The 14,365-nt window shown below is 43.4% G+C and carries 9 protein-coding genes; 5 read left to right on the forward strand and 4 right to left on the reverse strand.

Annotated elements, in window-relative coordinates:
- Window positions 1–40 precede the first annotated feature (40 nt).
- Window positions 41–844 (reverse strand): response regulator, encoded by an 804-nt coding sequence (locus tag G5B43_RS15080; RefSeq protein WP_165295630.1) that lies wholly within the window; start codon window positions 842–844, stop codon window positions 41–43.
- Window positions 845–1,142: 298 nt separating this feature from the next.
- Between G5B43_RS15080 and G5B43_RS15085 the strand changes: the two genes are divergently transcribed.
- The 4 genes from G5B43_RS15085 to G5B43_RS15100 are packed head-to-tail and all read left to right on the forward strand — an operon-like array spanning window position 1,143 to window position 7,799.
- A complete protein-coding gene (locus G5B43_RS15085; RefSeq protein WP_165295631.1) occupies window positions 1,143–4,319 on the forward strand; it encodes a SusC/RagA family TonB-linked outer membrane protein in 3,177 nt (1,058 codons plus the stop codon).
- Window positions 4,320–4,363: 44 nt separating this feature from the next.
- A complete protein-coding gene (locus G5B43_RS15090) occupies window positions 4,364–5,899 on the forward strand; it encodes a RagB/SusD family nutrient uptake outer membrane protein (protein WP_206367378.1) in 1,536 nt (511 codons plus the stop codon).
- Window positions 5,900–5,947: 48 nt separating this feature from the next.
- The gene (locus tag G5B43_RS15095) at window positions 5,948–6,709 is read left to right on the forward strand and encodes a CBM35 domain-containing protein (RefSeq protein ID WP_165295632.1); all 762 of its coding nucleotides are present in this window, start codon (window positions 5,948–5,950) and stop codon (window positions 6,707–6,709) included.
- 4 nt (window positions 6,710–6,713) lie between these two features.
- A complete protein-coding gene (locus G5B43_RS15100) occupies window positions 6,714–7,799 on the forward strand; it encodes a family 43 glycosylhydrolase (protein WP_165295633.1) in 1,086 nt (361 codons plus the stop codon).
- A gap of 67 nt (window positions 7,800–7,866) precedes the next feature.
- Here G5B43_RS15100 and G5B43_RS15105 read toward each other — a convergent pair whose 3' ends face one another.
- Window positions 7,867–9,045, reverse strand: a complete 1,179-nt coding sequence (locus tag G5B43_RS15105; RefSeq protein ID WP_165295634.1) for a trans-sulfuration enzyme family protein — start codon at window positions 9,043–9,045, stop codon at window positions 7,867–7,869.
- Window positions 9,046–9,200: 155 nt separating this feature from the next.
- Here G5B43_RS15105 and G5B43_RS15110 point away from each other — a divergent pair, with 155 nt between their 5' ends.
- Window positions 9,201–10,343, forward strand: coding sequence for an Sb-PDE family phosphodiesterase (locus tag G5B43_RS15110; RefSeq protein ID WP_165295635.1), 1,143 nt, complete (start codon window positions 9,201–9,203; stop codon window positions 10,341–10,343).
- A 65-nt stretch (window positions 10,344–10,408) separates the two neighbouring features.
- On the opposite strand, the gene mfd is transcribed toward G5B43_RS15110, so the two are convergent.
- On the reverse strand, window positions 10,409–13,744 hold the full coding sequence (mfd, locus tag G5B43_RS15115) for a transcription-repair coupling factor (protein ID WP_165295636.1): 3,336 nt from the start codon (window positions 13,742–13,744) through the stop codon (window positions 10,409–10,411).
- Between the two features lie 52 nt (window positions 13,745–13,796).
- Window positions 13,797–14,342, reverse strand: coding sequence for a hypothetical protein (locus tag G5B43_RS15120; protein WP_165295637.1), 546 nt, complete (start codon window positions 14,340–14,342; stop codon window positions 13,797–13,799).
- Window positions 14,343–14,365: the final 23 nt, after the last annotated feature.

Consider the following 14,365-nt stretch of genomic DNA (forward strand, 5'->3'; position numbering starts at 1 on the left):
AACCACGATTTATCACATATTATTTTGAATGATTATAGCCCTAGATGTCGGCTTTCTTGTTGTTGATCTCTTGAATATACTCACGTGGTGACATCCCGTAATATTTTTGGAAATTCCGTCCAAAATGTGTGTGTGAACTGAAACCCACCAAGAATGAAACTTCAAATATTTTGTAATCATGGTGCAATAACAGTTCGGCCGCTTTTTTCAATCTTGCCATATTGATAAGTTCATTGGGTGATACGTCTGATATCGATTTAATTTTTCTGTATAAAGTTGGTCTGCTCAGGTTCATTAAATCTGCAAGTCTTTCTACATCAAGATTAGGGTCCGCCAAATGTTGTTGGATAACGTCATATATTTTTTCCAAAAAAAGAGATTCTTCACTTTTTTGAATAGAAGAAGTTTTGACGTGTGCAAAAGGTGAGGAGATAAAAAACTCTTTTATCTTATTTCTGTTAAGAAGTAAGCTATGGATTTGCGCACGAAGGTATTCTGGCGAGAAAAGCTTTTCAATATAAGCGTCGGCGCCGAGCTCCAAACCTTCTATTTTAGCGTTTAGCGTATTCTTGGCCGTGAGCAAAATAATGGGAATGTGTGCATGGTTTGGAGTAGATTTGATAATTTTACACACCTCGAAACCATCCATTTTTGGCATCATCACGTCACAGACAATAAGATCAATCAAACGGAGGTTTAATACCTCTAAGGCTTCCATCCCGTCGGAGGCTCTCGCGATTTCAAATTGATCGCTTAGATCATCTTCTAAAAAGTCTAAAACTTCCATATTGTCGTCGACAATAAGAATTTTAGGTTTATAGGGGCGGTCTATTAACTCTTCCATGATGGTTTACTCGTTTATATGTAGTTGCCGTCAAAACTACACATAAGTTTTTCGTTTGGAAAGCGTGGAGAGAAAAGATAAAAAGAGGGAAGACAAAATAACGAGTTTTTGAAACAAAACGTGGAAGTTAACGGAAGTATTTTTCCGTAATTGCGATTGTTATAATTAACACGTTAACCATATAAACAAATGAAAAATAAACCAAGGGGTAGTCCCCCGTTACGCACAAGTGGGAAACTTATCAAAGAATTATCAATGCATGGCGTTATCGCCATTTAAAAATTTAACAAACTATTGTATGAAGCATTTCACGATTATATTAGTCTTGTTTTTATGCATCTTTGTGTTGCAGTCGTTCGCTAGCGTAAATGATTCACCCGTTACGACAACTAAACAAAGTAGCCACAACAGATTAAACTTTGAAGGAACCCAAGAATTGGTTCCGGTAAAAGGCACAGTAACCGATGTGGACGGAAACCCAATCGGTAATGTGTCGGTATATGAAAAAGGTACGAATAATGGTACGACGACAGCGACGGACGGCAGCTATTCCATCAATGTGAGCAATATTGCCGCTACACTTGTATTTACATCCGTAGGATATACAACACAGGAAAGCCCTGTGCCGAGCAACCAAATGATAAATGTGACGTTGCTTGCGGAAGAAAGTGAGCTAGACGAAGTCGTCGTCATTGGTTATCAGACGATACGTAAAAAAGATCTTACGGGCGCCGCGTCGGTGGTAAATACCAAGAATACGGAAGCGAAGGTGGCAAGATCGTTACCAGAAGCACTACAAGGTCAATCATCCGGTGTTGTGGTGAGGAACTCCGGAGGCCCTGGACAAGGAGCCGTCGTTAACATCAGAGGATTGAGCACCCTGTATGGGAACGCCAGTCCATTGTATGTCATAGATGGCATGCTTTCCGATCCGAATGTGACCATCAATACGAATGATATTGAAAGTATCCAAGTGTTGAAAGATGCGTCTGCCGCTGCGATATACGGTGCCAGATCCGCCAATGGCGTTATCATCATTACTACCAAACAAGGAACGGCCGGTGCACCCATGACAGTTAACGCCTCTGCAAGGTATAGTGTTACTAATCTACCGAAGATGTATGATATGATGAGTGGGGCGGAATATGTCGCAATGAACCGGCAAGCCTATGAAAATGCGGGTTATACACAGCAAGCTGCTGTGGAAAATTATGACGGTACGGATGTAGATTGGGCGGATGAGATGTTCCGTACAGGTTCCATACAAGATTATAGTGTTTCTTTATCCGGTGGTGGCAACGGCTCCAAGTATTTCCTGTCCGGTGCTTATTTCAAAGATGTAGGAACGGTGATCGAACGGAAATTTGACAGAGCGGCACTTCGTATTAATACGGAAACTTCGCGAGGCCGTTTCCGTGTGGGAGAAAACATCATGATTTCTTCCTCTCACGGTCGATCACCATTTTCAGGAGGTGCGTTTGGAGGTAATCCATTCTACGATGCATTCAGTATGTTGCCCATTATTCCGGTTCAGCATGCCGCATTTGTAAGTGCCGCTAACCCGGGGGGATGGGGCATTGGCTCCGACAATGCGCGAACGTATGCAAGAAATCATGTGGCCCAAGCTTACATCACTAATTCCGGTTACAACTACTTCAAGCTCATGGGAAATGTATACGGTGAAGCGGATCTTACCAATTGGTTGACTTATCGATTAAATGCCGGTATGGAAACCAGTTTCGACAAGAACACGAGTTTACGGGGGCAGGGCATATGGTATTGGAATCAGATTAATGCCCCAACGCGGATCGATGAGGGACGCTCCCAGTTTTTGAGTTATCTTTTTGAACATACGCTGAATTTCAACAAAAGCTTTGATAAACACCAGCTGAACGGCGTAGTAGGATATACCCAACAAACCATAGGTAGAGATGGTATCGATGCGGGAAAGACCGATCTGCTCGAGGCTGGAGATCGCTATTTTAACACGATAAATTCGGCTACCGGAGAAAATACATCTTCGGGCAGTAGGGGCAGGAACTTTATTGACTCTTGGTTAGGACGGCTCAACTATACATATGATGATCGTTATTTGGCAACCTTTACCTTTCGCTCAGATAAGGACTCCAGGTTCTCCAAAAATTATCGTTCTGGATTTTTTCCTTCAGGAGCTTTGGCTTGGCGAATTAGCAATGAGCAGTTTTTCGATGTAGATTGGGTGTCTGATTTGAAGTTACGAGGTTCGTACGGATTGCTAGGTGCGGCCAATTTATCTAATTACCAATATATTGGGCTAATCAATCAGGCACCGCGTGCAATATTTGGAACAGGTGAGCAAAATGCTTACGTCGGGGGGACGCAGGTGAGGCTGGTGGATCCCAACCTGCGGTGGGAAGAGAAAGCGACGTTAAACTTAGGCTTTGATGCTTCTTTATTTAACAGGAAACTAGATGCCTCTTTTAATGTGTTCAGGTCTGTCACTTCCGACGTGCTACTTTATCTACCGATCCCCGGTTATATAGGCAGTTTGGGTGGCGATATATTCACGAATATGGGCTCTATTGAAAATAAAGGTGTGGAGCTTGAATTAACCTATAAACCCCAAGTCGCGAACGAAGATGGCTTTCGATGGGATGTAACCGGAAACATTAGCTTCGTGCGTAATAAAGTGTTGTCGCTTGGCAATCTGGGCGTTGATCCCGCGACCGGGCTTCCTCGAAACTATATACAATCAGGCAATACGCGTACGCAAGTCGGACGTTCCATTGGCGAATATTATGTGATATTAACGGATGGTATCTTTCAGAATCAAGCTGAAATTGATGAACATCGGGCACAGTCCGGTATTGCGAAGCCCGGTGACATCCGGTACGTAAACTTACAAGATATGGGGACTGGAAATGATATTAATTCTGAAGATCGGACATTCGCGGGCACCCCGTGGCCTACATTCACATCTGGTCTCATGTTTAACGGATATTATAGAAATTTTACACTCAATATGCAATTTTATGGCGTATTCGGCACCAAGCTCTATAACGATATGCGTCGTGATTTCGACGGTATGGGATACTCTAACTATCGGAGAGGAATTGTGCCCTGGACAGCCGAAAATCCGACAGATTTTCCGCGTCTCGGTGTATCCTATACCAGTAATACAGCGGGTGATCCCGCAGTGGATCAGGGTATTCAGTCTAATGTTCGGGGCGATACGGAGCGCTGGTTGGAAAATGGTTCGTATCTACGGTTGAGTAATGTGCAATTCGGATATAATGTGCCTAGACGTATATTGGAGAGATGGCATATCCCTTCATTGCAAGTGTATGTAAGCGGACAGAACCTGCTAACCATCACAAACTATTCTGGGCTCGACCCGGATGTGGTGGGCGCTAATGCCAACTTAGAGCCCGGGGTAGATGTTGGTGGCTGGCCTCCTAACCGGATTGTGTCATTCGGTATAGCGCTAGGTTTGTAAATCGTTGAACCAAAAATGAATGTAGAATGGGACAATTTATTAAGATGAAAAAATTGACAATAATATTAGCCGCTATCGTTTCTCTCTCTGTTTCGTGTAAGAGAAATTTTGATGAACCGAATCCCGATATGCTAACGGGGGAATCTTACTGGCAAGATGATGTTGATGCGATCAAAGGGATCAATGCCGTATACAGCGGCTTGAATAGAAGTAATAATTATTATAATCGTTGGATGCATTTCGTGTATTTGCTGCGATCTGACGAAGGCTTTGGCTCGGGCGGTGATATTGGGTTAAATAATAATATGGCGTTTTCTTATACCAGCAACAATACCGGTAACGGACAATGGAATGCGATTTTCCATGTCAATTATCGGGCGAATCTGGTCATAGCCAACGTGCCCCAGATCAGTATGAATGAGGACTTGAAAAACCGTATTGTAGCCGAAGCAAAATTTTTACGGGCGTTAAATTACTTTAATCTCGTCGTATTTTGGGGGCGTCCGCCTCTGGTCTTGACGCCCTTATTGCCTACGGATTACCCGCCTAACGCAACTCCGGAGCAGGTATACATGCAGATTGAAAAGGATTTGACGGAAGCACTGGCCGATTTGCCAGCGTCGTATGATGCCGCTGATGTTGGCCGTGTTACCAAAGGGGCTGCGCATGGGTTGCTTGCTAAGGTTTATTTGCAGCAAGGTAAGTTCGATGAGGCGAAAAATGCTATGGAATGGCTCGTGACGGGGGAAGGCGCGTCTAATTATGCTTTGATGGCCAATTATGCCGACAATTTCGACAAAGATCATGAGAACAACCAAGAATCGGTTTATGAAATACAATATAAGGAAAACCCTGCAGAGAATGGCGATGATGATACCAATCCCGGCATCAGTCTTAATACCGGAACGTCGGTTGCTAAGTTCTTGGCTCCACCTGCGCCTGGTCCGGGATATGCGGATGGTGCGGCGAGACGTTGGATAGTAGATGCATTCGAAGCCGAAAGGACCGTTGACAACAAAAGAGATCCACGGGCGGGCGTAAGCTTTTTGTACGACTACGCGGATGAGCGCGGACCTGCTTTTACGATGGTATACGGGCAAACATGGCAGCAACGGTATGGTGCGAACGATAAAAGAGTGTGGTTCAGAAAACTATTGAATGACCACTGGAGGAATGATGAGAATTTTAGCTCGCCAAACAATTATCGGATGATACGTTATGCCGATATCTTGCTGATGTATGCCGAATGTTTAAACGAATTAAACCGAACTGGAGATGCTTATACGTATGTGGATAGGGTAAGGACTCGGGTCAATTTACCCCCGCTAACGACTGCTAAGCCTGGATTAAACCAAGAGGCTTTTCGCGAACAAATTAAACACGAAAGGTTGCTGGAGCTCGCCGGCGAAGGATGGCGTTATTTCGATATGGTACGTTGGGGTGAGCTGGCAGATAATCTGGAGGTGCTGAAAGAACGGGATGCAGATTTTCATAATTTTGTGTCGGGCAAGCACGAATGGTATCCTATTCCACAGTCGGATGTAGATAATTCCGATCTGACACAAAACCCGGGCTATTAACGTAGAGCGATTGGATAATTTATATACACAACTACAAAGAGTACGAACATGAAGAAATTAATCTTTCTATTCCCATTTTGTCTGCTGCTTATCATAACAAGCTGCAAAGATGATGTGGAAATACCTTCGAGTACGTTGCTACCGACCATTAAATTGCAGGCGGATGCCATTGCGGTGGCGGAGGGCACATATATACTGAATGCCGAAGGAAGAAGCGCTTATGGCGGTGCAAAGCTGCGTAAAGTCGAATTTTATAAAGGAGCGGAGAAAATCGGTGAAAAGGATATTGCGCCTTACACATGGGCATATCCGGTCGTAGAAAACATACCCGATCAGGAGCTATCTTTTCACGCCGTTTTGTCTGACGTTGTCGGGAATAATGTAAAAAGTGATGTGGTGACGGCAACGGTCAAGGTGTTGCCTATTCGGATAGAGGCTGAACATGCCGTTTTGCGAGGTTTAGCACGAGTGGCTACCGATCGGGAGACAAGAGAGACATCATCTAACCAAGCAAAAGTGGGCGCCATCGATAATGCAGAAAGTGGTATTGATGTAACGATCGACGTACGAGCGGCGGGAGAATATCTAATTCGAGTAGCTGCTGGTACTGGTTTTAACGGAACTGCACATAAAATTTATGTGGACGGCAAGGAGGCTGAAGCACAGATCTATGATATTCCCAACCTCGGCTGGAATGTTTGGCAGACCTTCGACATGCTATTTGATCTGGAAGTTGGAAGCCATAAAATAAGCATTCGTCGTCAAAATGGGTATGGCGAATTGGATTATGTAGAATATTCAAAACGATAATGATATGAGCAAGAAAATATATTTATATATAGGCGTGTTGCTATTTTTCATAGCTTGTGAAGATAAGGGTGCAGGTCTCTACCTTGGGGTTCCCAAACCACCGGAAGCTGATCCGGAGGAAGAGGTCATGTATAGAAACCCCGTGTTTGAACCGATTTTAGCAGATCCTACCGTCGTGCGGGATCCCCGGACGGGGTTATTCTACGCGTATGGAACGGAAGATAACTGGGGAGATGGCGTCGGTAATCGTGTCGTACCGATTGTCAGTTCAGAAAATCTAACTTCATGGACGTTGGTCGGACAAGCGTTCTCTACAAAACCTAATTGGAAAAATTCAGGTAATATTTGGGCGCCCGATGTGGTTTATATGGATGGGAAATTCGTTATGTATTATTCTTATTCTACTTGGGGTGATGCTAATCCGGGAGTCGGGGTCGCGACGGCTGAGCAGCCTGCAGGGCCATTTACCGATCAGGGCAAGCTTTTTACAAGTAACGAAATAAATGTGCCAAATTCTATTGATCCGCATTTCTTTGAAGAAGGGGGGCATCGGTATTTATTTTGGGGAAGTTTTAGCAATGCTGCTACACAGGGCACGTATGTCGTCGATTTGAGTGATGATGGTCTGAGCGTACCTGATTTATCGCAAAAGACAAAGATAGCCGCTGGTGATTTTGAAGCAGTCATGATTCATAAAAGGGAAGATTATTATTACTTCTTTGGTTCTAAGGGGAGCTGTTGTGAAGGAGCCAATAGCCAATATCGGGTATTGGTAGCACGTTCAACCAACCTAAAAGGACCTTATCTCGATCGTGATGGGCGAGACATTGCGGAGCGTGGTCGAGGTACGATATTACTCCAAGGGAGCGAGATATTTGCCGGCCCAGGTCATAATTCCCGTATCTTTTCCGATGATGAGGGAACAGATTGGTTGCTTTATCATGGTATAGACAGGGCTCAAGGAACAGTTTCTAGCGGCGCTACTAGACGCCCGCTGATGCTGGATAAAATTGAATGGCGAGACGGTTGGCCGTCGATAGGAGGTGCCATACCGAGCACAATGCGGACAAAGGCTCCCGTTTTTAATTGAATTCATGGAAAGAAAACGATAAAAGACTATCAACGACCCGGTATGTTGATCCGGGTTGATTGATAGTCTAGTTATCTAAAGCCCCCTCAAAATCACTAATAAGATCATCGATATGCTCGATGCCGACTGATATGCGCAGCAGTCCTTTGCTGAAAGACAGCTGATTTTCTTTTTTTCCTGCTTGATGTGCACCCCAGATGCTAGCAGGGTGGGTTATTAAGGATTCAATTCCACCTAAGCTTACGGCATTGTGGAAGAATTTTAATTTGCTTAGTATCGCTTGTGCTCGCTGGAATTGTTCCGTATCATCTTTGCCGGCAACCTCGATAGCAAGCATACCCGTAAACCCCTTCATTTGCTTTTTTGCCAACGCATGTTGGGGGTGGTTTCCAAGTCCTACATAGACAACTTTCTTGATGGAGGGCTGTCTTTCCAACCACTGTGCTAAGGCAAGCGCGTTTTCATTAATCTGCCGAACACGCAATGCTAGCGTTTTTAAGCCGCGCAATAGCAACCAAGAATCAAAGGGACTCAACGAAGCGCCTAATAAGAGTGATCGGCGCCAAACTTGTTCGATGTATGCTGCCGAACCACATACGGCACCTGCTGTAAGGTCGCTGTGCCCACCAAGATATTTCGTAGCGCTGTGGACGATGATGTCAATACCAAAGTCAGCAGGTACCAGATTGATGGGCGAAGCAAAGGTGTTGTCTATCATGGTTAAGATACCGCGTTCTTTACCAAGTTTTCCAATATACTCCAAATCAGTAATATCTAGGTTTGGGTTGGATGGCGTCTCTACGAAAATAAGCTTGGTATTGGGCTGTATGGCTGCCTCAAAAGCAGCGTTGTCTGTTTGGTCGACTTGTGTCACCTCTACCCCATACTGTAATAGAAAATCACGAATAAACGTCAGTGATGCAGCGTAATGTGCTTTTTGCGTAATGATATGGTCGCCACTTTTTACGACAGCAAGGATAGCCGTACTAATTGCAGCCATCCCCGTTGCCAATACAAGTGCATCCTCTTTTTTCTCTAATTTCGCTATAAGTGCTGCAGCTTGGCTATTGTTTGGATTACCATGACGATGATAGAATTCGGGCGATTTTGTGGCCGTCGCAGCGTGTGCGAAAGATGCTATATCGTCCGCGAGATACGTCGATGTCTGGAAAATGGGTGTCACAACCGATTTCGTGGTATTGAAATGTTCACCTTCGTGAATTAAAGAGGTTTCTAGCTTTGCCATAACGAATGAATATAGCGCAAAGCTAATAAATAATCTACTTAAATAGTAGTGATTGAAGTGTGGTATCCCAGTGATTTGATATTGTGGAAATAGTTCCTTAATATGTATTTTATATAATATACATATCTTGCGGTCAGAAAATCAATCCATTAAATATGAAAAAAATAGCCCTTTTACTTGCTTTGACGGGTTTATGTACCCACCTAAGTCAGGCACAGACAGACAACGGAGTCATGCGTCTGGATGAATTCCGTTACACCAAAAAACGAAATATTATAACTATTCCAGATGTAAACGGAATGAAGGTTCTGAAATGTGATTTCCATATGCATACGGTGTTCACGGATGGACACGTATGGCCGAACGTCCGTGTTCAGGAAGCTTGGAAAGAAGGGCTGGATGTGATTTCTTTTACGGAACATGTCGAATATACACCGCATCAAGCGGATGTTAAGCCTGGTAATTTACGCTCGTACGAATTAGCTAAAAATATGGCTAATGAGAATAATATCCTCTTGATTAAAGGAACAGAGATAACCAGAAACACACCTCCGGGACATTTCAATGCACTTTTTATCGATAACGATAAGAATCTTGTCGCTGATAGAGCGAATGAGCTGGATGAGCAAGCCATCCAAGCTGTTATAGACCAAAACGCGTTTGTATTTTGGAATCATCCCGGTTGGAAGGCCACGCAGATCGAAGGCTCATACGAATGGATTCCTTTTGTAGAAAAAATGTACCAAGAAAAAAAATTACATGGAATAGAAGTCGTGAATGGTTTAGGGTTTCATAAAAAAGCATTGGATTGGGCATTAGACCGAAATTTAACCATTATAGGGAATACAGATATTCATAATTTGATTGCGCATGAGTACGCGATCGAAAGAGAAGGCGTGCATCGTACCATGACATTGGTCATGGCAGAAGATCGTTCGGACACCGCTATCCGTGAAGCGTTAGCGCAAGGAAGAACCATCGCCTGGTCCAGTAATTATCTGTTTGGTAAAGAAGAACATATCAGGGACCTTTTTCACGCATGTGTTTCGTTAGGTAGTGCCTACCATAGCAAAAAGAATGCGCAAGGTGCAGGAACCAACTATTACGAAATTAGCAATCAGAGTGACCTGTATTTTGAACTACACCTGAAGGAGGGTAAAGGTACCAAAAAGGTAACGCTCTTTCCGTCCTCTTCACAGATTATTACCGCCGAAGAGGGACAATCGGAGCTAACGTATGACGTCGTATCGACATATATACGCAGTGACAAACATTTAGAAGTTAAGTTAAGTTTATAATATAGCACGCATTGCGAAAACACATAAAATGCATAGGTCAGCGTCGAGGTGCTGACCTATGCATTTTAGATCATTTGGTTTAGCAAATGCAATGCATAATCAATGCTATTGACGTTGCTGAGCGCTAGCCTAAGTTGCCCTTTTACCTCTTTTAAATTCGATATGGCTGGATGTGCCTGCACGAATGCCAGTACTTTCCCGAATTGATCAGAATCAAAATAACTGGATTTTGGATTGTTGACAAAATAACCTTTCAACGTATTCTTTTTAAAAGAAATCTTCTCAAAACCAATCTGTTTACCCAGCCATTGCAAACGTAAGGTATTGAATAGCTCATAAACAGGCTTGGGTATGGTGCCAAAACGATCCTCTAGTTCTTTTTCGAATACCGCCAGCTGTTGTTCATTTTCTAGTTTTCCGATCTCGTTGTAGAGATTGTAGCGTTCTCCAATATTGGTAACATATTCGTCTGGAATCATGACCTCGAGATCCGTGTCTATTTGGGTAAAAGTCACATATTTTTTGTTCTTTTCGTCGGCAAATAGCTCCCCAAATTCATCTTCCTTTAGTTCCTGAACGGCTTCGTCGAGAATCTTGTTATACATCTCGAAGCCGATTTCGGCAATAAAGCCGGATTGTTCAGCACCCAACAGGTTTCCCGAGCCGCGTATATCCAAATCGCGCATGGCTACATTGAAGCCGGAGCCTAATTCCGAAAATTCCTCCAATGCAGATAAGCGCTTATACGCCTCGTTCGTTAACGTCGATAGCGGTGGACTTAGCAGATAACAGAACGCTTTTTTATTGGAGCGTCCAACACGGCCACGCATTTGGTGGAGATCACTTAGACCAAACATATGGGCGTGGTTGATAACGATGGTGTTGGCATTTGGAATATCTAGGCCGGCTTCGATAATTGTCGTCGCGACCAATACATCAAATTCATGATTGATGAATTTCAGCATGACATCTTCGAGTTCATCTCCCTCCAATTGTCCATGTGCAATGCCTACACGTGCACCCGGCACCAATTTTTGAATCATATTACCCAGCTGAGGGAGATCAGCTACCCGATTGTGGATAAAAAAGACTTGTCCATTGCGCTCCAATTCATAGGCAACAGCCTCTTGTATAAGTGTTTCGTTAAACACGTGCAGTTCTGTTTGTACAGGTTGTCGGTTGGGCGGCGGTGTGGAGATGATGCTTAGATCACGTGCACCCATAAGTGAAAAATGCAGGGTACGCGGAATAGGAGTTGCGGTTAAGGTCAATGAGTCTACATTTGCCCGCATCACTTTGAGCTTCTCTTTGACGGAGACGCCAAACTTTTGTTCCTCGTCGATAATCATCAACCCCAAGTCTTTAAACTTGACATCTTTACTGACCAATCGGTGCGTACCAATGATAATATCGATTTTACCTTCTGCAAGACGGGCTAACGTGTCTTTAATTTGTTTCGAGGATTTGAATCGGTTGATATAGTCGATATTCGCCGGCAATCCTTTCAGACGTTCGCTGAATGTACGGTAATGTTGCAACGCTAATATGGTCGTTGGAACCAATACGGCAACCTGCTTGCTGTCCGCTACGGCCTTGAAAGCTGCCCGAATAGCGACTTCGGTTTTCCCGAAACCCACGTCGCCACATACCAATCGATCCATCGGATGCGGCGATTCCATATCCCGCTTGACATCATTGGTCGCTTTCTCCTGATCCGGTGTATCTTCGTAGATAAAGGACGCTTCGAGTTCGTTTTGTAAGTAGGTGTCCGGACTGAATGCATTTCCGGTCTGGGCTTTTCGCTTGGCGTACAATTTAATGAGATCACGCGCAATGTCTTTGACTTTTTTCTTGGTCGTCTTTTTCAACTTATCCCAAGCATCCGTTCCAAGCTTGTTCATTTTAGGAACAGTACCTTCCTTGCCGGAATATTTAGAGATACGGTTTAAGGAGTTAATATTGACATAGAGCAGATCGTTGTCGGCGTATACCAAGCGAATCATCTCTTGTGTCTTTCCGTTAACCTCTACCTTCTCCAATCCCGCGTATTTTCCCACGCCGTGGTCAATATGCGTGATGTAATCGCCTGGCTTCAGGTCGCGAAGTTCTTTCAACGTGATGGCCTGTGAACGCTCATAACCTTTCTTACGCTTGTATTTATAATATCGATCAAAGATCTGATGGTCTGTGTAACAAGCTAGTTTTTGTTCGTCATCACGAAAACCTTCACGGAAACCACGGTGTATCGGTATGAACGTTACGGATTTATCGATATCTTCCAGAATAGTAAAAATCCGTTCGATTTGTTTCGTAGAATCTGAAAAAATAAGATTTTGTATACCCTGTTTTTCATTTTCCTTGAAATTATGAATCAATAGATTAAAATCCTTGTTGAATGATGGTTGCGGATGTGTGTCAAAAGAAATTGTCTGATCCGGTTTGTAGAAAAATTGCTTCCCGAATTCAATGTTGGGAAAGTCGAATAGCATCTCCCCGAAGGCGCGGTCAGTTGTGAATGTCACCCTTGGATCTACCCATTCGCTATTGGCCTGGATATCTTTCTCTGGAAGAGCCTTCCAGAACTCAGACGCTTTTTTGTAGCCATCTTTCAAGACATCGAGCGTGAATTGCACATCTTTTAGCCAGACGGCACTATTCCGGTCAATGTAATCTAATAAAGAGATATGGTTATTGGATAGGAATTTTGCCTGTACATTGGGCACAATAATGACCGTATGTATCTTGCTGACGGAAAGCTGTGTTTCCACATCAAATGTCCGGATGCTCTCGATATCGTCTCCAAAAAACTCAATCCGGTAGGGGAGGTCATTGGAAAAAGAAAAAATATCTACAATCCCCCCACGGATGGCAAATTGCCCCGGTTCGTATACGAAATCAACGCGTTCAAAATCGTATTCATAAAGAAATTCATTGATAAAATCGATGCTGAGTTTGCTTTGCTGCGTAATGCTCAGCGTATTCTTTTCTAAATCATCTCGATTAATAACCTTTTCGGCAATGGCTTCCGGATAGGTTACCAGCATTTTGGGCAGTTCAGAAGTATGGTTTAGTGCACTTAACGCCTCGGCACGTTGCAGTACATGAGAGGCGTCTATTTGTGTGAATTCATAAGCCTTACGGAACGATGCAGGAAAGAATAGAACCTGTTTGTCCAATATGCTTTCCAAGTCACTTAAAAAATAGGAAGCTTCCTCGTGTGTAGGTAAAATAAAGATAAAAGGTCTTTCCTGCAAGGTATAAGCTGCCGCGGCTACCATCGCATCAGATGAGCCAATAAGCCCTTTAAGATGAATTTTAGGATTTTTTGCCTGTATGCTTTTAACTAGTGATTTTACCTTTTCGCTTTGCGCGTACTTATCGAGAATTTCCTGTATACCCACGTAATGCCAGATCTTGTTTTTGCAAATTTACATAAATTTTCTACTACCTTCATTACGCCAAACCATGCTCCATCGCAAAAGCCATCATCTCCTCCATGGATTCTTGTAAATCAAACTGCAAATCTTCGTGCAGTTTTTCAAATTTATTGGTGGTGATTTTGATACGTGCTTTTACATAATCATGGAGCTTGAAAGCACTATGTACCCCGGATTTCTCAAAAAGGCGTGGAAATCGACGGAAAGCATCGTTGAGGATATAGATACGACAATCGATCTCGCTGTATTTGTCTTTAGTGATTTTCTCGTGTTCATTGATTATTCCACTGGCTTGTCGGATAAGACTTTGAAGTTCTTTGTAATTGCTATATACCGGAATATTCTTGACAGAATTTCTGCCCTCTGCAAAGAGGGCGGTTAATCTTTCTTTGAGTTTCTCGATACGGTCTTCCAGATCCATCTGATCTTCCAACAGTTGAAAATGGAGCTGCTTCATCAACATCTTATCTTTGCCAACAAGACGGACAAGCAGTTTATCTTTCTCCTTTTGTGGAAGATTTAAGACGGCTTCCTTTAGTTCGGGCTGCTTATGTAACGACATGATGTGAAGTTAAAAAGAATTTT

The sequence above is a fragment of the Sphingobacterium sp. SGR-19 genome (genome assembly GCF_011043555.1).
Lineage (GTDB): Bacteria > Bacteroidota > Bacteroidia > Sphingobacteriales > Sphingobacteriaceae > Sphingobacterium.

Excerpts from the sequence above, each read along its gene's own strand:
- G5B43_RS15105 (WP_165295634.1), bottom strand. The coding sequence starts at position 9,045 with ATGGCAAAGCTAGAAACCTCTTTAATTCACGAAGGTGAACATTTCAAT.
- G5B43_RS15090 (WP_206367378.1), top strand. The coding sequence starts at position 4,364 with ATGAAAAAATTGACAATAATATTAGCCGCTATCGTTTCTCTCTCTGTT.
- G5B43_RS15095 (WP_165295632.1), top strand. The coding sequence starts at position 5,948 with ATGAAGAAATTAATCTTTCTATTCCCATTTTGTCTGCTGCTTATCATA.
- G5B43_RS15100 (WP_165295633.1), top strand. The coding sequence starts at position 6,714 with ATGAGCAAGAAAATATATTTATATATAGGCGTGTTGCTATTTTTCATA.
- G5B43_RS15080 (WP_165295630.1), bottom strand. The coding sequence starts at position 844 with ATGGAAGAGTTAATAGACCGCCCCTATAAACCTAAAATTCTTATTGTC.
- G5B43_RS15120 (WP_165295637.1), bottom strand. The coding sequence starts at position 14,342 with ATGTCGTTACATAAGCAGCCCGAACTAAAGGAAGCCGTCTTAAATCTT.
- G5B43_RS15110 (WP_165295635.1), top strand. The coding sequence starts at position 9,201 with ATGAAAAAAATAGCCCTTTTACTTGCTTTGACGGGTTTATGTACCCAC.
- G5B43_RS15085 (WP_165295631.1), top strand. The coding sequence starts at position 1,143 with ATGAAGCATTTCACGATTATATTAGTCTTGTTTTTATGCATCTTTGTG.